The organism is Magnetovibrio sp. PR-2 (assembly GCF_036689815.1).
Classification (GTDB): domain Bacteria; phylum Pseudomonadota; class Alphaproteobacteria; order Rhodospirillales; family Magnetovibrionaceae; genus Magnetovibrio.
Genome location: NZ_JBAHUR010000009.1, coordinates 86,255 through 105,747, shown reverse-complemented (window position 1 = coordinate 105,747; position 19,493 = coordinate 86,255). Strand labels below are relative to the sequence as shown.

The following is a 19,493-nucleotide window of genomic DNA, read 5'->3' as shown; positions in this document are numbered from 1 at the left end:
CAAAACGAAAAAGCGCCCCACCGAAGGCCGCCTTTCTTTGCCCCGTGGTTTCGTTGAGACACTCGGACGATGATCCGCATCGACCTGCGCGTCTCGCCTCGCCACAGGACAAAGAAAGACGGTCAAATGCGTCAACCTAATCGAAACTCACTCTAGCCTTTTGAGGTCTGTCGGGGGTATTCTCCGACAGCTGGGCGACGTGTTGGCAAAACACGCTCAAATTGGGAAAACGAACATGAACGAAATTGCGACTTCTCCGGCGACGATTGCGGCGGCGAGCGAGAAATATATCCTCACAGTGAACTGCCCCGACACCATCGGGATCGTGGCGGCGACCTCGACCTTTTTTGCCGACAACGGCGCCTTCATTTCCGAAAGTGTGCACTACGGCGATGACGAAACCGGGCGGTTCTTTTTGCGCACGGTGTTTGCCAAGGGCTCTGATGCGTGGCCCGGCATTGACGCCATCTGCCAAGGCATGAGCGAGATTGGCCGAAAGTTCGACATGGACTGGAACGTCCACCCCATGACAGAAAAGCCGCGGGTGATGATCGCGGTGTCCAAGTTTGGGCATTGTCTCAATGATTTGCTGCACGCGTGGGTGACCGGGCGTTTGCCCGTAGACATTTCAGCCGTGGTGTCCAACCACGAAACCTTCCGCAAATTGGTGGAAATGCACGAGCTGCCGTTCCACCATTTGCCGGTTACCAAAGAAACCAAGCGCGACCAAGAGAAACAGATTTTGGATCTGATGGACGACACCGACACAGAGCTGTTGGTGCTGGCGCGCTACATGCAGGTGCTTAGCTCTGAAATGTGTGATGCGTTGAAGGGGCGCTGCATCAACATTCACCACTCGTTCCTGCCCAGCTTCAAAGGGGCGAAGCCTTACCAACAAGCCCATGCCCGCGGTGTGAAGTTGATCGGCGCCACGGCGCACTATGTCACGTCGGATTTGGACGAAGGCCCTATCATTGAGCAAGATTCCGAACGCGTCAGCCACACCAACTCCGCGTCCGAGTTCGTCGAAGTCGGCCGCCACGTGGAAACGGGCGTTTTGAACCGCGCGGTGCGCTGGCACTGTGAACGGCGTGTGATGTTAAACGGGCACAAGACGATTGTGTTGCGCTAGGGCACTCAAACCAAGTTCGACTTAGAAAGTCAAAGCGGCTTTCACTTCTGTTTGGAAAGCGTTGGCGCCACCTGTTGTCGGCATCGACTGGCTCATATCCATATTGATGGTTAGGGGAAGTCGTCCGTGGGTGTACTTCACCCCTGTGCCGAAGGTCTGGGTCGCCATGGTGAAGGTCGTTTTGATGTAAGGTTCAGCCATGTTTGATTTGGCGTTCGCTTCACCGTCTAGCGCAAAGCTGTAGGTGACCATGCTGGCGATGGAATATTCTTCATAGTCAGATCGCCCCAATTGCGTCTCGCCTTCGATGGAGCCATTGAGACCGTATTGCTCAGACCCCAACCGCAAGCCACCGCCCACGTTGTAGGCTCCATGGTCCATATTCGTCACATCCATGAAGTCATGGACATAATCTGTGCGCACAAACGGTTCTAAGAGCAAGCTTTGGACATCAAAGGTGTAGGCACTCTCTAGTCCCGTGCTGACTTGGCGCGTGTTGGTCGTTGCATTTTGGGCCACCTCGCCATCACTCTCCGTATAACCGTCAATCTTTTTGCGAGAGGCCAAAACGCCGACGTGAACGTTCATGCTGAGCGGCACATCGGGTTTGGGTTGAAACATGTATGCCCCCTTCATTGAGGCAAACCACATGCTGGTGTCCGTGTCGGACGTGATGTCATCGTCGCGTTCTTTTTCAAGATCGCCAATGGAATAGCCGGCCATTGCTGACAGCTGAATATTTTCGTCCGGTTGCCAGACGGCATAGGGCGTCACCATTTTGTTGACTTCGCGATATGTGCCGAAATTGTACGTGGTGTTCAGTTTGGTTTTGGAATAGCCCAGGGATGCACCCGCGTACAAATCTGATGTGATGCGGTAATCAACCCCAATGTTATAGCCCCACACATCCCCATCATAACGACTGTCGTCGCCACTGTTGTTGCGTGTATTGGTTACACTGGTGCGGCTGCCATGGCCCCAAATTGTCCAGGGCCGGTCAACCAAGGGATTGCCCAGCGTCCGCGTGGCGCCGGGTTGTCCCTGGTTTTCGTTTGCAGCGGCAAGGATCATTTGGGACGTGTCGAATGAAGCGAGCATCGCAATTTCACTTAACGCGTTTTCAAGCTTAACACCCCGTGACGAACCTTCGGAAAAGGTGTTGGTGGTTTTGTTTATGGAAAGCAAGCCTTCGCGAGAACCTCCAAAAATGAAGTCCGAAGGCTGGCTCGTGAAACGTGACGGCGCAGTTGGCTCTTCCCGTCCCACTCCTGAGGCGTTGCTCCGCCCAACGCCCGTTGCCCCGCCGCTCAACACGGCGGTAAGGCGTGTATTCACATTTTTAATAATGACACTTGTTTGGGAACTGGAAACAGAACTAAGCAGCGCTGTGGGCGTATCTGTACCGGAAAATGTACCAACAACGACACTTGCTGAGGTAACGTCAAGTGTCGCACCGGCATTGACAACATAGTTTACCGTCAGGGTCGCCGTTTCATCAGCAGCCACCAAGCCTTTGATATATGAGGTGTATGTGCCCGCCGCTACTGCGTTGTCAGCACAGGTGCTTTTGGCGGCCTTTACGCCATCATCACCAACGCTACACCCTCTGTGTTCGGCATTTGTCGATGTGCCGTCGAAATCTGAATCGGTAAACATATTAATGATCTTAGTCACGCGAAGCTGGACGTACATGTCGCCTACGCCCCCCGCAATGAAACCATCACTGATGGAACATGTGCCTGCTGAATAGTCATAATGAATCCAGCTGTCGCTGGCATTGTTATGTGCGCCTGCACATGTAATCGTCGTCGCTGCCTCCGCCCGCTCGGGCGCAAGGAGGACTGCGAGGAATACTATTACAGCAGAAATAAGAAACGCGGGCTTGGGGGGATTTGTTGAAGACACTGTATGCTCTTTACATTCTGACGCGATAGCGTGACGACGACGCGAACAATCTCAGGCGCCCAAGGGGCAGCCTAAGTCTAGTTGGACGTCAGTATAGGAAGTTGCGATTTTGCGGGTTTGACCAGCCGTTCCAAACTCGTTGACCGAAAATGCCAATCCGAGCATTTGTGTTACATTTTCTCGTATTTCGATTTATGGTTAGCGCACAAGGGGCAAGAGGTACGAGCGAGGGAAAGTCATTTGCATGAGCGGGCATGAGAACGACGTCGTGGAAAAATCATTGTTTTCCAGCGACAACATCCCCCCTGAGCGTCAATACGAGGCTTGGCGTGAAGTTATTTCCACTTTGTTTGAGGTGAAATCTGCTTCGGGCGCTGAGGGGGAAGCGTTTTCTGCGTCGCTGGACAGTTATCTTTTGGACGATCAAGTCGTGTTCACCCGGTGTGACACGGTGGCACAAACGTTTTCGAGAAATGCGTTACGCACGGCTCAAGATGGTTTGGATTATTATTTAATTCAAACACATCTATCCGGAACACAAGACATTTGCCGTGGACAAAAACGAAATACGATTATGCCGGGCGACTTGGTTGTCATGGACCTTGCCGACAACCATTGGGCTGAAACCTCTGACTTCAACAATTTAACATACGTTGTGCCGCGTCATTTTTTAGCACCTTTGCTAGATGCACCAGATTGCCAACAAGGCCGCGTGCTCAAAGCAGGAAACCCAATGGTGACCCTGGTTGTTGAGCACATGAAAACCATGAACAGAGTTGTCGATGGCATATCTTGTGAAGACGCGGCCCTGACCATTGCCCCAACAATGTCCTTGATTGCCAGCGCGCTCAACAGCAGCCCTGAATCTATTGAGGACGGAATATCAAATATCGCTCGCTCAACGATCATGCGGGCTAAGTTGGAAATTGAAAGCAATCTTCATCACGCCGGCCTGACGGTGACGTCTCTCTGTTCAAAGCTTGGCATGACCAGAACAACCGTATTTCGCTTGTTCAAGCCCTATGGCGGCGTGCAGGCGTACATTAAAGATCGCCGTTTAAAACGGTGCGCTGAAGCTCTCGTCTCTCAACAACATAAAAATAGCCGCATTTATGAAATTGCATACAGTTGGGGGTTTGCCAGCGAAGCGCACTTTTCTCGAGCTTTTAAGTCAAAATTCGGCATCACACCGAGCGAAGCGAGAGAGGCCCCCAACCTCTTAAAGCCCGATAGAGAAATCTTGGCCGAGAATGATACGGGTGATCCGTATTTCGACATCTGGCTCACAGAGACACTCAAAGCCTGAACATACGCAAGATCACCGTTGTGCATTAGGATACCCAACCACGGAACATGTGCTTTTCGTCTGCTTTTGTCCCAGAGCGGTCATGAAAGGGACTGTTTTTTTGAGCACGGTGCGCTTGGATGGAAAGGCCAAAATAACCGTGGTGCCAACACCTAGGGTACGTTTGATTTGCAAACTTTCGTTCAGCAATTCGATTAGGCTGTGGCACAAGTACAGCCCTAGGCTCGTGCCTCATCTTTACAGCTCGTCTTCAATGTCTGGTACCTTGAACACGGTGTTGGCCAGAAGGGGGTGTTGATACATCAATCCGCCATGGGGCTGGTTGATATCGGCCTCGTAAAAAATGAACTCAAACACTTCTTGTGCGCGTTCTTCTTCAACTAAAACCGTGAGAATTGCTTTTTCGGTGGTTTCACCGACACCGCGGTGGCGCAGTGGGGTGATCCGGCCCACGCCGCGCGCGAAGCCGACGTTAAAGCTGTTGATCCCCAATTCGTCCACCAGTCGGGGCAAAAGGTCGCTCTCTCGTCCCTTGGGCAAAATGGCCGTGATAATTTTATGAGGGCGCGTGGTGTGGTAGCTCATGCGTCGGTCGGCCTCACGTCAAAGGGATTGCGACGATCCTCACGGCCGAACTTCTCAAGGATATCTTCCGGAATAAAGGTCGCGGCCTTTTCCACGGGGGTCACCCACATGATGCCCATTCCGGGAGTGTCAAAGTCTCCAGCCCGGTAAATGCTTTCGAACACGCGGTTGGCTTGGTCGGAGGAGACAATGATCTGGATGGTCTCTTTTTCGGCTTCCACCACCAGTCCCAACACACCAAGGCGTTCGCGCACCCCGCGGCCATGGGAATAATGGATGCTTGCGCCCTGAGCACCGACCTCTTGCGCGGCTTTGACGATCTCGTCGGCCTTGCCCCGTTGCACAATCGCTGTGATCAGCGACACGTCTGTCAGTACGACCATTTCACGTTTTTTATTGCTCATCGTCTACTCCGATTGACTGGGAACCGACGCGCCGGTCTCCAAAATTTGTTTTTCGGCTTCATATGTTTCGTCGTAACGCCGATGTTGGGCGTTGACTTTCCACTGCACCCAAAGGCCCACGCTGAGAACCGAAATGATCGGCCCGATTGACGCCATCGACAAAATGCCGAAGCCTTCAACGGCGTTGACGGCATCGCCGAACCCCAATCCCATGGCAAGCACCAAAGGTACGGTTACCGGCCCGGTGGTCACCCCGGCGCTGTCCCAGGCGACATTGACGTATTCTTCGTTGGAAAAGAACGTCAGGACCAAGGCTGTGATGTATCCGGGGATGAGTAACCAGGCGATGGGAATGTTGAACACAATCTTGGCAACGCCAATGGCGATGCCACACCCCACACCGATGGATACGGCATACAGCAATGTCTTTTTCTTAAAAGCACCATTGGTGAGGTTTTCGACCGTGATGCCCAGCGCGTTGAGCGCCGGTTCTGCCAAGGTCGCGCCGAAGCCCAAAATCCAGGCAAACGCGATGGCGATCATCAAGCCGACCAACCAGTCGTAAAGCGGTGAGGTTTCCACGCTTGTGATTTGTGTGAACGCGGCGGGAACGATGCCACCCGATTGCGCGCCCAACTTCGACAAGCCATAGGTGAGCCCAAGATTAAAAATAATCATGCCAATGACGGACAGGGTAATGCCGTAAGAGATTTTACCGGGGTGCGGCAACTTTTCTTTGAGCACAAACGTCAGAACCAAAAACAGGAAAATCACCAGCGGCACGATGGCACGCAGTCCGGCGATGGTTTCGACCCATGGCGTTTGATCGAACCAAGGTGTGGTGTCGGCTGTGCCATTGCTGAGCTGAGCGGCGGCAATGATGTCTGCCGGTGTTGTGGACTGGTGGACATAGACGGACAGCCCCATCACGACCAAAATCGGAAACAAGGATGCCAGGGTTACGATGCCAAAGCCCGACATGCCATCACCACCTTTGCCCGCCGCAGCGGCGATGCCGATGCCGAGGCTGAGCACCAGTGGAACGGTTACCGGTCCGGTGGTCACGGCGCCGCAATCCCAAGCCAGCCCCAAAGTTTTCGATAGCTCCGGGTCAAGGCTGATAAAGAACGTCAAGCCAATGGTCGGGATGAGAGTCAGATAGATCAGAGGTTTCAGGCTCCAATCATAAAGGAACCGAAGTGTGCCGACGATGGCAGCAGCGCCGACACCGATGCCGACCCCCAACACCAAGACCTCTGCCCAATCGTTTAGGAGCGTATATAAATAAGGTGCGGATTGAACATTGACGATGGCGCCTGCCGCTTTTAGGGCGCCGATGGCGGGTTCGGCAAAAGTCACGCCAATCCCTAACAAAAAGGCGATGATCAAAACGACGGGGAGTTTTGCGCGTGTGGGTAAGGACGAGCCTAAGGCCTGGCCAAAGGGCATCAAGCCGACACGCAAGCCTTCCATAAAGAACATCAGGCCCAAAATGACGGCGACCAACCCGGCGGTGATCGTCCAGGCATCGGCAATGTCGGACCGCAGAACGACAATCTGAAACAGCACCAAATACAAAGCCAACGGCAACACCGCGCGCATCTGATCGATCAAACGAATGCCGACATATGGCTGGATAAGCCGCAGCGCCATAGTCGAGCCTAACTTGTAGGGCCGGACACGAACGGGAACGGGCTCACCGTTGTCATCATGGTCGAGTTTGGGTGTGACGTGATTGTAGCTCAGATATCTGTGTCGGGAATTGACCTCACGAACGAAAGCGCCGAAGCGAATCTCCTTGGGCATATTTGTCCCCTGTGTATTATATTTGTTTAGTCTCTCAAGAACATAGCGGCCCATATTTTCATGGAAATGTTACAGCCGCAATCTTTGTAGGTGCTTAAAATACCGATTATTTGGCGCAAGAAGAAAAAAGCCTGAGCGCGATGCCCTGGCTTTTGATGTGAAGCATCATCTTTCAAACCTGTCGCGACTAAAGACCATATATGAGCGTAAATACTGTTCATGAGGCATGCTCCGCCACTCTTTTTTTATCTTTTTGCTCAATCCGTGTGCACATTTGATGTGCATAAAATTTCACCATCAGTTAATTTGTGATTAAAAAAAGAGCGTAAAAAAGCGCCTTAGAAATCAACTTGTTCCAAACACTTCAAAGATAATCATTCATTTACAGTGCATTAGTTCATTGTTGTCGCTTTTGGCACGACCGTTGCTTTTATGGGCCCAGCTGGCGGCGCGTTGTGCGTTGATCATGGCTAACAGTTCATTTAGCAGGAGGAGCCCATGAAACTCATCATGGCTATCGTAAAACCCTTCAAACTGGACGATGTGCGCGAAGCGCTCACCGGTCTGGGTGTCGAAGGTATGACCGTTACCGAAGTCAAAGGTTACGGCCGTCAAAAAGGCCAAACGGAAATCTACCGTGGCGCTGAATATGAAATTCACTTCCTTCCGAAGGTCAAAGTCGAAGTTGCTGTCAACGACGACCAAGCTGAACGCACCATCGAAGCGATCAGCGGCGCGGCCGGCACCGGCAAAATCGGCGACGGCAAAATCTTCGTTGTCGATCTGGAAAAAGCCATGCGCATCCGGACGGGCGAAACCGGCAACGAAGCCCTCTAAGGAGACGAAATATGAAAAGCAATCTTTTGAAACTTTCCACCTTGGGCGTTGCACTGTCTCTGGCAGCTGTTCCCGCTCATGCTGAAGTCTCTGGTGAGACGGCGTTTATCTTCAACACCTTGTCGTTCTTGATGCACGGCTTCTTGGTGATGTGGATGGCTGCTGGCTTTGCAATGTTGGAAGGCGGCTTGGTTCGCACCAAGAACACCTCCATGCAAATGTTGAAAAACATCGGCATCTACTCCATCGCCGGCATCATGTACTACTTGGTTGGCTACAACCTGATGTACATGGACGTTTCCGGTTACATCGGCAGCTTCGCCATCTGGGGCGCATCTGATCCGGCCATTACCGAAGCTGGCTTCGTTGCCGATCAAGGCAGCTACTCCGCTGGTTCCGACTGGTTCTTCCAAATGGTCTTCGTTGCTGCAACGGCGTCCATCGTTTCCGGTACGGTTGCTGAACGTGTCAAAATGTGGCCGTTCATGATCTTCGTCGTGCTGTTGACCGGTATCATCTACCCGATCCAAGGTTCTTGGAGCTGGGGCGGTGGTTGGTTGTCCGAACTGGGCTTCTCCGACTTCGCCGGTTCTTCCATCGTTCACTCTGTTGGTGGTTGGGCTGCTTTGGCTGGTGCGATCATCATCGGTGCTCGTAAAGGCAAATATGGCCCGGAAGGTCAAGTTCGTCCGATCCCGGGTGCAAACCTGCCGCTCGCGACGCTGGGTACGTTCATCTTGTGGATGGGCTGGTTCGGCTTCAACGGTGGCTCGCAACTCGCTATGGGTTCCGCAGCTGACGTTCGCGACATCGGTTCCATCTACATCAACACCAACTTGGCTGCGGCCGGTGGCGTTGTTGCCGCGATGTTGCTGACCCAAGTCATCTACAAGAAAGTTGACTTGACCATGGCTCTGAACGGCGCATTGGCTGGTTTGGTGTCCATCACCGCTGAACCGCTGGCTCCGACCCCGGGTCTGGCCATCATCATCGGTGCAATCGGCGGTATCATCGTTGTCTTCGCAGTTCCTGCGCTGGACAAACTGAAAATCGATGACGTTGTTGGCGCAATCTCCGTCCACTTGGTGGCTGGTATCTGGGGCACGATCGCGGTCGTCTTCTCCGGTGCTGACATCGTTGCTCAGTTGACGGGTATCGTTGCTATCGGTGCATACACCTTCATCTTCTCCGCAATCGTGTGGTTCGCCCTCAAAGTTACCGTGGGTGTCCGTGTCAGCGAAGAAGAAGAAATGGATGGTCTGGACAAAGCCGAGCTTGGTCTGGAAGCCTATCCCGAATTTGGCCACGGTTCCGCAAAACTGTAAGCCATATCCCCTTTAAGGGAACGGATGAGGCCAGGGTTCGCCCTGGCCTCATTTTTTTTACGCGTCTAGTGACGTTTACGGGCTGCACTTGCCCCACTAGAAAGGTGTGTTACTCTTAAGGTTCGGGGGGACGGCAGTGGGGTTGGGTTTGTTTACTCAACACACCGCGCGTCCTGTAGGGTTTAAAACACAAAAAAAACGCCGGATAAGCGGCGCGCGGTATGTATCGTCTGGTTCGTAATTTTTCGCTGGCAAGCGCATTGGCCATTGTCGTGGTCTGCGCCGTGCTGGGTGCTGTCTTAAACAATCAAATGACAACGGAAATGGTGAGCAATACCGAACAGCGCAATGCCACTTTGGCCCGCTCGTTCACCAATACACTGGGCCAGAGCCTGAAACAGTTTTTAGATCGCGCGGCCGTCGCGGACAGCAAGCACTTCGTGAAGAGCCGGGACTATGCCAAGCTCAACCACTATTTCCTCATGGCAAGTTCGGGCTTGGATGTGTTGAAGGTGAAAGTCTATTTGCTGGATGGGACGGTGGTGTATTCCACGGATGTGCACCAAATCGGATCGATGGTCGGCGACCGGGGCGAGTTCAAAGCGGCCTTAGAAGGCAATGTCTCAAGCCTATTGTTACACCGGGATTTGTTTGAATCCATCTATGGACAAAAGGCAGACCGTGACCTCGTTGCGAGTTATGTGCCGGTTATGTTCGACAATGAGATTGTGGGTGTCTTGGAACTGTATTCCGACGTGACATTGACGCTGGAGCGTGTCAAAGATGCGACCTTGCAGCTGGTGACCCTATTGGTGGGGTTGTTCGGCCTGTTATTTTTGATTTTGTATATGATCGTTTTGCGTGCCGATCGTATCTTGAAAAAACAATACAATCACATCCAACGCGAAGTCGAAGAACGTCGCCAGACTGAAAAGGCTTTGCAACACAGTGAAATGCGATTGCAGAGCTTTTTGGAAGCGGCTTCGGAATGGCTCTGGGAAACGGACAAAGACCACAAATTCACCTATTTCAGCCCGCAGGCGGAAACGGCGATGCACTTGCCTGCGCAAAAGTTTATCGGTTCTTCTCGCGCGGCATGGGCTGAAGAAGACGTCACAAACAATCCGCACAAATGGAACCGTCACTTCGCCGACCTAGAGGCCCACCGTCCGTTTTCCGATTTGGTTTATCCCGTTCAAACCAACGGACAAACCATTTTTGTGCGGGTTAATGGACGCCCAATCTTTAACAGCAAGGGGGAATTCAAGGGCTATCGCGGCACCGGCACCAACGTGACCGAAGAGGTCTTGGCCGAACAGGAACGCGCGCGTGTGGCGCAACAACTGGCCTTGGCGTTTCGCGCCAGCCCGGCGTTGGTGGCGATTTCAGGGATGGAGACTCGCAAGATCCATGACGTCAATGAAATGTGGCTGACCATTTTGGGCTATGAGCGTCGCGACGTGATTGGCAAAACCATGACCGAACTGGGCATGTGGGTGGACTTTGCCGATTGTGAAAAGATGACCCAGCAGCTCCAAGCCAAGGGCCGCATTAGCTCTTTGGAAGCGCAGCTGAGAACCAAGTCGGGGGAGGGGTTGGATTTCTTGTTTACCGGTGAAGTTTTACCATTTGACGGCGAAGACCGCTTAATGTTGGTGGCTCAAGATATCACGGCACGCAAACGCGACGAAAAGATGTTGCAAGCATCACACGATGTTTTGGAACGCCGCGTGATGGAGCGAACACGGGCCTTGTTTGAAGCCAAAGAAACAGCGGAAATGGCCAACCGCGCCAAGTCTGAATTCTTGGCGAACATGTCTCACGAGCTGCGTACGCCCTTGAATGCGATCATCGGTTTTTCCGACATCATCAAGCTCGAAATGTTCGGTGAAGTTGGTTCAGACACGTATTTGGACTATGCCTGTCATATCAAAGATTCCGGCGTGCATCTTTTGAATTTGATCAACGACATTTTGGATGTTTCCGCCATTGAAGCAGGTAAGTTTGAACTTCGCGAAGAAGAAATCAGCATCGATAAAGCAACCGAGTCCTGTCTGCGTTTGGTGAACGAACGAGCGATAAAGAAAAATCTGAAAATCGAAACAGACATCGATCCCAACTTGCCCATGATGCATGGCGATGAACGGCGCATCAAACAGGTGTTGATCAACCTGTTGTCCAACTCCGTCAAGTTCACCCCCGACGGTGGGCAGGTTACGATTACAGCAAAGTTAGACGGGCGGAGCGGCTTGATTTTGGCGGTTAAAGACACCGGCATCGGCATCGCAAAAGAAGACATTTCGACGGTTCTCAGCCCCTTCGGCCAAGTTGATAGTTCTTTGGCGCGCGAATACGAAGGCACGGGCCTGGGGCTCCACTTGACGCGCAACTTCATTGAGCTGCATGGCGGCAAAATGGTGATTGAAAGTGAAGTCGGCAAGGGCACCGAAGTCAGCGCGCATTTCCCCCCGGGTCGTATGATGTTGGAGATTTCCAACCATGCCAAACATGACGGCACCACCGGGATTGAACACATTGATGCAGCGGGCGCAAAAACCTATACGGATGTCAGCTGATTGTATGGTTAAGGTTATCCCCAGCCCGGGGGTAGCATTTTCAGGCCGTTCTGTTTATATTTGCAAAATCTTATATGTTTGGAGCGGTCCGGTGTGAGCATCCGGCCATGGCGTGATGCGTTCCCACAAGTCTAAGGAAATATCATGGCCACCATCGCCCTGACCGCCGATAATTTGGAAAGCACGATCGAAGACAACGACATTGTTTTGATCGATTTTTGGGCTGAATGGTGCGGCCCGTGCAAAATGTTCGGTCCCATTTTCGAAGAAGCATCTAGCAAGCATGAAGGCGTGACCTTTGCCAAGTGTGATACCGAAGAGCAACAAGTGGTTGCCGCTCAATTTGGCATTCAGTCCATCCCGACCGTGGCGGCCTTTCGCGATCAAATCTTGATCTTCTCCCAACCTGGTGCCTTGCCGGCGGAAGGCTTGGAAGAATTGATCAATCAAATCAAATCTTTGGACATGGACGACGTGCGTAAAAAAATCGCCGAAGCCCAAGCCGAAGCAGAACTGCAAGGCGACGACTAAGACGCTTGATTAATATCAAAGACGAAGACCGCCCCTGTGATAAAAAGGGGCGGTCTTTTTCTTTTGCCGGGGATGAACCTGCGGAAGGGAGGGAAAAGCCCATCACCGACTGTCAATAAGGTCAGTATGAACATGCCCGCCTGAACCGAGCCTGAAAAGGCTATTCACTTTGGGTTCAGGTTGAGCGAACATTTTCCAACAGAGAAACTCCCCAGGCGTCCCATGCCCAAAACCACCATCCAAATCGAAGACCCATTTGCTGAACCGCCAAAACCTGCAGGCCGGTTTGCTCTTTTTAATTATGGTTTTCGACCGTTCTTTTTGCTGGCTGGGGTGTTTGGCGCGCTCAGTGTGCCTGTTTGGGTTGGGCTGTTTGCCGGACACCTGGATTATCCTTTGCATGCGCCACCGTCGGTCTGGCATGGGCATGAAATGATTTTTGGCTTCACGACAGCCGCACTTGCGGGATTCTTTTTGACGGTGGTGCCCAACTGGACCAAAGTCAAAGCGCAAAAGGGGCTGATTTTAATGGTGCTCAGCGCCCTTTGGCTGGTCGGGCGTTTGGCCTATTGGGGGCAAGCCCAACTGCCGTATGCATGGGTTGCGGTTCTGGACCTTTTGTTTTTGGCGATGCTGTTGGCTGTGGTTATTCGCCCGCTCATCGATCCGCAACACCGCCGTCAGTTTGTCTTTGTTCCCATTTTGGTCGTGGCGCTTGCGGGCAATCTCCTGACACATCTGGGTGTCCTGGGTTATGAAGTTTTCGGTCTCGACTTGGCCCAGCAAGGATTGATGTTGGGCGTGGACGCCATGTTGGTTTTGATCACGGTCATGGGCGGGCGCGTGACGCCAAGCTTCACGTCAAGCTACTTAGGTCACGCAAACCCAGGTGTGAAAGTCCGCCAAAACCCCAGCGTGGACCGGGCCGTTCTTTGGCTGACGTGGGGGGTGTTGGTGGTCGATCAAGTGTTGGTTCAATCGCCATGGGCCGGGGGTTTGACGGTGGTGGCTGCGGTGGCTCATATGGTTCGGTTTGCCGGGTGGCAAGGCTGGCGCACCTTGGGTAATCCGATCTTGTGGGTTTTGCACTTGGGTTATGTGTGGCTGATGGCGAGCCTGATTTTTATGGCGCTGGCTGATTTCGGCCTCATTCGGATGAGCGACGCGCTGCACGCGTTCGCCATCGGTGCTATTGGCACCTTCACGTTGGGTATTATGACCCGGGCGTCGCTTGGGCACACGGGACGTGCTGTGCGGGCTGCACCGCTGACGGTGTTGGCTTATATTTTGGTGACGCTGGCCGGGGTCTTGCGGGTCGGGGTGATGGTGTTTGAAACCCACACGCTGGAGCTGGTCATGGCGTCTGGAGTGGCGTGGTCATTGGCGTTTGTGTGCTTTTTAGTGGTTTACGTTCCAATCTTAATCCGTCCACGGATTGACGGGCGGCCGGGCTGACGCCAAACTATCGCTCATGAGTTTTTACAAATCTTTGCCCAACGACCGGCCGCAAACCTGGTTTGATGAGTTTCGCGCCGAAGTCATCAGCGATCATCGCCAGCTTTTGGCGTGCCGGGAAGAACGGGCGGACAAAAGCAACTGGTCGTTCGGCCATGCGGTGAAACGCACCCAGGAATTTTACCAAGACCGGCTCAACGGCTATCAGGGCGTGGGCTCCATCACAGCTGAACAACGCGACGGCTTGCTGGCCTTGGTTGACAGTCTGGGCACGCCAGAATTTGAAGAAAAGCTAAAAACGCTTTAGGACGCCAGCTGAGCGACTTTGGCCAACAAGACAGGGAAGTCGATGGGTTTGGTGACGTAGGCGTCCACGCCGCGCTCATACATATCGTCGCGCATTTGTGTGTCCGTCATGCCGGTTAGGGCAATGACGGGGATCTTTGCGGTACCTTCGAACGTGCGCAATTCTTTGATGACCTTGGTGCCGTCCATCACCGGCATGTTGATATCCAAGATGATAACATCCGGCAGGGAGGCTTTGGCCTGGGCAATGCCTTCTTGGCCGTTGGTGGCTTCAACTGTGGTGTGAGAGGCGCTGCCAAGGTAAGCCGCGATCAGGCGGCGCAAATCGTTGTCGTCGTCTATGATGAGGACGGTGCTCATGATGAAAGTCTTTTTTCTGTTCTGTTTATCCACTCATTAGTCGTATATATACATCAAGATTAGAGGCATAAGAAGATACGATGGACGAAAATTCCAACCCCCCCAATCCCCATTCCCTGATCGCGTTGTGGCGCGGTGAATTTCCCTTGGGCCGCACGTTCGGTCTATGGGGTTTTGTCGGCGGTTTTAGCCAAATTGCCGCATTTTTGGTTGTGATCATGGGGCTGCGCCACATTCCTGAAGGGGCGTTTGGTTATTTGCTCTTGGCGTGGCTGGTGTGGCTGTATGTCTATTTCGTCATCTTGTTTATGGGCATATTGCGTTCCAGCGTGCGCGAACAAGAGATCGAACCCGCCAACCCCCTCATCCTTGTCAGTCGAGTATTTGTTGGCCTTGGCGTGTTGTTGATGGTGACCATCACCGTCGGATTGGTTATGGGCGGTCCAGCGCCGCATTAACTGAAGATGGCCGATGGCGAATCCCATTTGGCTGTGCTAAATCTAAACCCATCTGAAATTCAGTATTAACGAGATTGCCATGAGAACCGCCGAAATCGCGCGCTTGCAGGAATATCTGCGCAAAGCCTTCAACAACAACCAAATTTCCGTCCCGCCACCGATGAAGACCAACGCTCCGGTCGAAGTTTACATCGGCGATGAGTTCGTCGGCGTGCTTCACCGCGACGAAGACGAAGGCGAAGTGTCTTACACGTTCATGATGACGATTTTGGAAGAAGATCTTCCGCCTCTTCCGGAACTCTAAGAGACGGCATCAGACCTCAACAAAGGGCAAGTGATCACTTGCCCTTTTTGGGTTGTGCAGCAGAAGCAGCCATATTCATGGAATCCCAAAACAGCTTTTGAAACTGCTCAAAGCCGGGGACGGAGCCTGTTGCGCCGCCCGGCATCCACATTTTCATCAAGTTCTCAGCGTCCATAGACGACATCCCGGCTTCCATGCGCTTTTGCATTTCTGCCATCATGGCTTCTTGCACGGGTTTGACATCGGGCAGGCCAAAGAAGGTGCGGGCTTCTTCGGGGGTGCATTCAACGTTAATGGTAACCTGCATGGGGCTCTCCTGGGTTGGGCTGCCTTTGTTTTCAGAAGCATAGAGTAGGGGACAGACGCCGATTGTGCAATGCATCATATGATTGGGTGCAAAGCACTGGCGAAAGGGTCTTGGCACGCGTAAGTTAAATGATGAACGAACGAATGAACGGGATTTGAGCCATGCGCTTTCACAAATGGGCCAAAAACGCTGCTTTAACAGCAGCCCTTCTGGCGGGATCAGCCGGTTCTGCCGAGGCGGCCAATTTGGTGTCCTATCGCGCCATTTATGATGTGCGCCTGTCCGAAGCACGCAGTGGCTCTGCCGTTACGGCAGCCAGCGGCCAAATTGCGTATGGTACAAAAGAAAACTGCGATTCTTGGATTATCAACCAAACCGGGGCGATGTTTTTGCAAACCAGCGAAGGCGACGTGCTGCCCCAGCCTTTAAACTTTTCCGCCTGGGAATCCCAAGACGGCACGCAATATCGCTTTTCGGTGATGGGCGAAGATGCGGACGCGACCATTTTGGGCGGCGCAAAAAAACAAGGCGAAGCCGGTGCTGCCGAATTTTCCAAGCCCCAGTCATTGCGCTTTGACTTGCCCAAGGGCACGCTGTTTCCCATGGTGCACACCGATCACATTATCAATCAGGCCCAAAAGGGCGTGATGCAATTTCAAAACTATGTGTTTGAAGGCACCGATGTTGAAGGCGCGAAGCTCTTGGTGACCTTTGTCAGCCCTTTGTCTTCCCTGGCTGAAAGCTTTACGAAAAGCCTGTCCGACACGGCGCTGACGCGTCCCGGATGGAACTTCCGCCTAGCTTATTTCAACCCCGAAGACCAAGCCAGTATCCCCATGTACGAAATCGAAGCCGATTACTTAGACAATGGCGTGCCGGTCCGCTGGGTCTTGGATTACGGCGATTTTAGTGTCGAAATGGGGTTGTCGAAGTTCGAAACGCTTCCCGCACCGGAATGCTCCTAAAACCCCATCGCTTACTTTTTGCGGGCAAGCGCGACCATTTCTTTCATAGCTTCTAAGGGAATGGCGCCCGGCGCGATGTGTTCGCCAATGATGAAACCGGGCGTGCCGTTGATGTCCAAGGCTTTCGCCTGGGCGCGGGTGGCTTGCATGGTTTTTGCGATTTGCGGGTCTTTCAACTGGGTTTTCAAAGCATCGACATCCACACCCACCTCTTCGGCAATGTCCAGAACCTTAGCCTTGTTCAGCGCGCCGCGTGACGACAGCAGGGCAACATGCAGGTCTTGGTATTTGTCTTGTTGATGCAACCACACCGCCATGGCGACTTGGGAGGCATAGACGCTTTCCGGGCCTAAGACCGGGAATTCTTTAAGCACATAGCGGATATTTCCGTCTTCTTTCAAAAGCGTTTGTACCGCATCCAACACCCGTTTGCAGTAGCCGCAGCGGTAATCGAAGAACTCGACCACAGTCACATCGCCATCCGGATTGCCCATAACCGGGTCAAGCGGGCTGGACGTGAGATCGGCCTGCATCTTTTTGAGCATTTGTTCTTGGGCTTGGAGCTTTGCGACTTCTTCGCGGCGCTGCAGTTCAAGAATGGCTTCGCGCACGATCTCAGGGTTTTTGAGGATGTAGTCACGCACCAACTGTTCGACTTCGCTTTTTTGCGCGTCATTGAGCGCATTGTCAGCTTGGGCCATCAAGGGGGAGGTGATGGCGAACATACCGGCGATTAAAAAGGTCTTCCAAGGTGACATCATGCTAAGTCTCGCTATTTGAGATGAATTCGAATGAGACCAGTTTAAGGATAAACATGGCCTCAATGTGTCAGAGTAATTTCGGTGACGCGCCCGCGCACAGGGGCCGGGGTCGCCGCGGCGGCAAGACCGATGAAGGCAATGCGCACCCGGCGGTGGTTGTCTTGGGGCCACGCCTGTTTGTAAAGGTCGGAGAGATCGACGGCTTCGGACCACCATTGGCGGGTGTTCTCACGCCCGCCCCGAACGGTGTAAACCGGGGCTTCGAAGGGGCGCTCGGTCGGGGGCAGGCTGAACGCACCCCGGCGCAAGGCCGTGTCCCCCCAGACCAAAGCGATGGCGCGGTCATGCAACGGCAGCCCTTTGGAGCGGCTCGAGGTTTCGTCGTCTGGGCTGACACCGCCTTTGAAACCGATAATCAGACGCACCGGGTGAATGCCTTCACCGTGGTTCGACACGTTCCACGACCATCCCAAAAAGGGGGTCGCCAACATCATGGCGTTGACTTGACGCACGGCGATCAACGGATTTCGGGCGCTGCGCAGTTCTAAGGTGTGGACTCCGCCCAAATTAATCATACTGAGCGCCTTCACGCCGGCATCTTCGCGTCCAATGATGACCCAATCGCCGGGGGGCGCGTTGAGGTTCATCGGGCGATAGCCGCTCATGATATCAAGATAGCCTTCCGGAGACGGTTGGCGGGGTGCAGGTTTTGAGGTGTGGCTGCACGCGGACAAAACAGCGAGCGATGCCGCCAAAGCGGCCCAAACAAAGGATTTGGCGTGTGGCGTCATTTCCGGCGAGATTTCACGGTCTTTATGGCTTCGAGGATATCTTGGGCTTGTAAATGTTCAGGTGAGCCGACTTTAAGCCCATCCAAAGCCCGGTTGGCATGATATTCCGCGTTTTGGATTTGTCCAGTGCGCAGTTCGGATTCTGCCAAAGCCAGGGAACTCATGGTCATATCGCCTTTGCGCCCAAAGGCAATCCCCAACTGTTTCCAGGTAAAGCCGTTGGCGCCGCCTAAGCGATGAACAGCTTTGTAGTGGCCGATCGCCTTGTCGAGCATGTCCGGTGTGCCGACTTCCAACTCAACGCGCGCCAGTTCCATGATGATTAACGGTTCGTCCGGGGCCAGTTGAACGGCCTGGGTGTAGGCCTCTAAAGCTTCGTCGGCGCGGGCGAACTCAAACAGCATTTGTCCCTTGAGCTCACGCAAAAACGGGTTTTTCGGCATTTCCGCAATCAACTGGTTGATCATCGGCAAGGCTTTATCGATTTGCGCGTCGCGGTAATAGGCAATGGTGCGGGCATAGCGGGCGGGAAAGCTGGTATCGCTTTCCGGATAAGCGCGCAGGGTGTTGCGAAAGGGGTTAAAGAACGCCTTGATCTTGGCCACCACAATGGCGTGGGACAGTAACTCATCTTCGGTGGGGGCGCGCTTGCTGTAAGGTGAGCTGGTGATGTGATTGCGCAATGTTTGGATGCGGTCCCGGCTGAGCGGGTGCGTTTGGGCATAAGGGTCTTGGAGACGGCGCGTCAGGACTTCTTGCTCACCCAATTGGCTCAAGAAACTTTCCAGTCCTTTCGAAGATCGCTCCGTCTCATCCATCAAGCGCATGGCGGCTTGGTCGGCGGCGGATTCTTGCGTGCGTGAATACTTCATGAATGTGTTGGTGGCTGCCGACTGAGAACCTAAGATAATGGCTTGTCCCGCCTCCGAGTTTTTTGTGCCAACGGCGGCAATCACACCCAAAAGCGTGCCGAGAACCTGCATGGTGCCGGCTTCTTTAATGGCGGCGCGGGTGCGCACCAAGTGTCCACCTTCGATGTGGCCGATTTCGTGAGCTAAGACGCCAATCACGGCATCGGGGCCTTTACTGGCCGTCAAAAGGCCGGTGTGGACAAAGATATTGCGCCCGCCCGCAACAAATGCGTTGAGTGAATTGCGGTTGATCAAGCGGATTTTAACGGATTTTGGGGGGATGCCTGCGGCTTCGAACAAAGGTGTGGTGTAGGCCCGCAAAATGCCTTCAATCTCGGCATCGCGAATAATTGCAAGTCCCCCTTGCGCTAAGGCCCCAGAGTTGGGCATCATCCAGCCTAACGAAATTATCAGGGCGACCAACGGCAAACGATACATACGGCGCATTCTGAACGCCGAAGACCAAGC

20 protein-coding genes are annotated in these 19,493 nt (G+C 53.3%); 11 read left to right on the top strand and 9 right to left on the bottom strand.

The genetic code is table 11. The features are described from left to right. The first annotated feature begins 235 nt into the window (after positions 1 to 235). Positions 236 to 1,132 (top strand): formyltetrahydrofolate deformylase, encoded by an 897-nt coding sequence (gene purU, locus V5T82_RS12090; protein ID WP_332895899.1) that lies wholly within the window; start codon positions 236 to 238, stop codon positions 1,130 to 1,132. Positions 1,133 to 1,153: 21 nt separating this feature from the next. Here purU and V5T82_RS12085 read toward each other — a convergent pair whose 3' ends face one another. After that, the gene (locus V5T82_RS12085) at positions 1,154 to 2,788 is read right to left on the bottom strand and encodes an autotransporter domain-containing protein (protein ID WP_332895898.1); all 1,635 of its coding nucleotides are present in this window, start codon (positions 2,786 to 2,788) and stop codon (positions 1,154 to 1,156) included. A 493-nt stretch (positions 2,789 to 3,281) separates the two neighbouring features. Between V5T82_RS12085 and V5T82_RS12080 the strand changes: the two genes are divergently transcribed. Next, positions 3,282 to 4,343, top strand: a complete 1,062-nt coding sequence (locus tag V5T82_RS12080; protein ID WP_332895897.1) for a helix-turn-helix domain-containing protein — start codon at positions 3,282 to 3,284, stop codon at positions 4,341 to 4,343. A 237-nt stretch (positions 4,344 to 4,580) separates the two neighbouring features. Here the strand turns inward: V5T82_RS12080 and V5T82_RS12075 are convergent, their stop codons facing one another. Genes V5T82_RS12075 through V5T82_RS12065 form a run of 3 tightly spaced genes read right to left on the bottom strand, consistent with a single transcriptional unit; the run spans position 4,581 to position 7,138 of the window. After that, a complete protein-coding gene (locus V5T82_RS12075; RefSeq protein ID WP_332895896.1) occupies positions 4,581 to 4,928 on the bottom strand; it encodes a hypothetical protein in 348 nt (115 codons plus the stop codon). After that, the gene (locus V5T82_RS12070) at positions 4,925 to 5,332 is read right to left on the bottom strand and encodes a P-II family nitrogen regulator (RefSeq protein ID WP_332895895.1); all 408 of its coding nucleotides are present in this window, start codon (positions 5,330 to 5,332) and stop codon (positions 4,925 to 4,927) included. Before V5T82_RS12070 ends, V5T82_RS12075 begins: the two co-directional genes overlap by 4 nt. A gap of 3 nt (positions 5,333 to 5,335) precedes the next feature. Further along, positions 5,336 to 7,138: a DUF1538 domain-containing protein gene (locus V5T82_RS12065; RefSeq protein WP_332895894.1), complete on the bottom strand. Its 1,803-nt coding sequence runs from the start codon at positions 7,136 to 7,138 to the stop codon at positions 5,336 to 5,338. 498 nt (positions 7,139 to 7,636) lie between these two features. Between V5T82_RS12065 and V5T82_RS12060 the strand changes: the two genes are divergently transcribed. From V5T82_RS12060 to V5T82_RS12035, 6 genes are all read left to right on the top strand, one after another. After that, complete coding sequence (locus tag V5T82_RS12060; RefSeq protein WP_332895893.1) at positions 7,637 to 7,975, top strand: P-II family nitrogen regulator; 339 nt, start codon at positions 7,637 to 7,639, stop codon at positions 7,973 to 7,975. An 11-nt stretch (positions 7,976 to 7,986) separates the two neighbouring features. Continuing rightward, positions 7,987 to 9,300: an ammonium transporter AmtB gene (locus tag V5T82_RS12055; RefSeq protein ID WP_332895892.1), complete on the top strand. Its 1,314-nt coding sequence runs from the start codon at positions 7,987 to 7,989 to the stop codon at positions 9,298 to 9,300. Positions 9,301 to 9,521: 221 nt separating this feature from the next. Then, positions 9,522 to 11,876, top strand: coding sequence for a PAS domain-containing sensor histidine kinase (locus tag V5T82_RS12050; RefSeq protein ID WP_332895891.1), 2,355 nt, complete (start codon positions 9,522 to 9,524; stop codon positions 11,874 to 11,876). A 144-nt stretch (positions 11,877 to 12,020) separates the two neighbouring features. Then, positions 12,021 to 12,407 carry a thioredoxin gene (gene trxA, locus V5T82_RS12045; RefSeq protein ID WP_332895890.1) on the top strand — a complete coding sequence of 129 codons (387 nt, stop codon included), beginning with the start codon at positions 12,021 to 12,023 and terminating at the stop codon, positions 12,405 to 12,407. A 222-nt stretch (positions 12,408 to 12,629) separates the two neighbouring features. Next, entirely contained in the window at positions 12,630 to 13,862 is a 1,233-nt protein-coding gene (locus V5T82_RS12040; RefSeq protein ID WP_332895889.1) for an NnrS family protein, read from the top strand. A 16-nt stretch (positions 13,863 to 13,878) separates the two neighbouring features. Continuing rightward, positions 13,879 to 14,169, top strand: a complete 291-nt coding sequence (locus V5T82_RS12035; protein WP_332895888.1) for a hypothetical protein — start codon at positions 13,879 to 13,881, stop codon at positions 14,167 to 14,169. Here the strand turns inward: V5T82_RS12035 and V5T82_RS12030 are convergent. Continuing rightward, on the bottom strand, positions 14,166 to 14,528 hold the full coding sequence (locus V5T82_RS12030) for a response regulator (RefSeq protein WP_332895887.1): 363 nt from the start codon (positions 14,526 to 14,528) through the stop codon (positions 14,166 to 14,168). The two genes, V5T82_RS12035 and V5T82_RS12030, sit on opposite strands and share 4 nt — an antisense overlap. 80 nt (positions 14,529 to 14,608) lie before the next feature. Between V5T82_RS12030 and V5T82_RS12025 the strand changes: the two genes are divergently transcribed. Next, positions 14,609 to 14,986, top strand: coding sequence for a hypothetical protein (locus V5T82_RS12025; protein WP_332895886.1), 378 nt, complete (start codon positions 14,609 to 14,611; stop codon positions 14,984 to 14,986). Between the two features lie 79 nt (positions 14,987 to 15,065). After that, positions 15,066 to 15,290 carry a DUF3126 family protein gene (locus V5T82_RS12020; protein WP_332895885.1) on the top strand — a complete coding sequence of 75 codons (225 nt, stop codon included), beginning with the start codon at positions 15,066 to 15,068 and terminating at the stop codon, positions 15,288 to 15,290. Positions 15,291 to 15,324: 34 nt separating this feature from the next. Here the strand turns inward: V5T82_RS12020 and V5T82_RS12015 are convergent, their stop codons facing one another. Further along, positions 15,325 to 15,597, bottom strand: coding sequence for a DUF6489 family protein (locus V5T82_RS12015; protein WP_332895884.1), 273 nt, complete (start codon positions 15,595 to 15,597; stop codon positions 15,325 to 15,327). A 161-nt stretch (positions 15,598 to 15,758) separates the two neighbouring features. Here V5T82_RS12015 and V5T82_RS12010 point away from each other — a divergent pair, with 161 nt between their 5' ends. After that, on the top strand, positions 15,759 to 16,562 hold the full coding sequence (locus V5T82_RS12010; protein WP_332895883.1) for an EipB family protein: 804 nt from the start codon (positions 15,759 to 15,761) through the stop codon (positions 16,560 to 16,562). A gap of 11 nt (positions 16,563 to 16,573) precedes the next feature. Here V5T82_RS12010 and V5T82_RS12005 read toward each other — a convergent pair whose 3' ends face one another. Genes V5T82_RS12005 through V5T82_RS11995 form a run of 3 tightly spaced genes read right to left on the bottom strand, consistent with a single transcriptional unit; the run spans position 16,574 to position 19,472 of the window. Next, the gene (locus V5T82_RS12005; RefSeq protein WP_332895882.1) at positions 16,574 to 17,323 is read right to left on the bottom strand and encodes a DsbA family protein; all 750 of its coding nucleotides are present in this window, start codon (positions 17,321 to 17,323) and stop codon (positions 16,574 to 16,576) included. 59 nt (positions 17,324 to 17,382) lie between these two features. Then, positions 17,383 to 18,114, bottom strand: a complete 732-nt coding sequence (locus V5T82_RS12000; protein ID WP_332895881.1) for a DUF3047 domain-containing protein — start codon at positions 18,112 to 18,114, stop codon at positions 17,383 to 17,385. Next, entirely contained in the window at positions 18,111 to 19,472 is a 1,362-nt protein-coding gene (locus V5T82_RS11995; protein ID WP_332895880.1) for a M48 family metalloprotease, read from the bottom strand. Before V5T82_RS11995 ends, V5T82_RS12000 begins: the two co-directional genes overlap by 4 nt. Positions 19,473 to 19,493 lie beyond the last annotated feature (21 nt).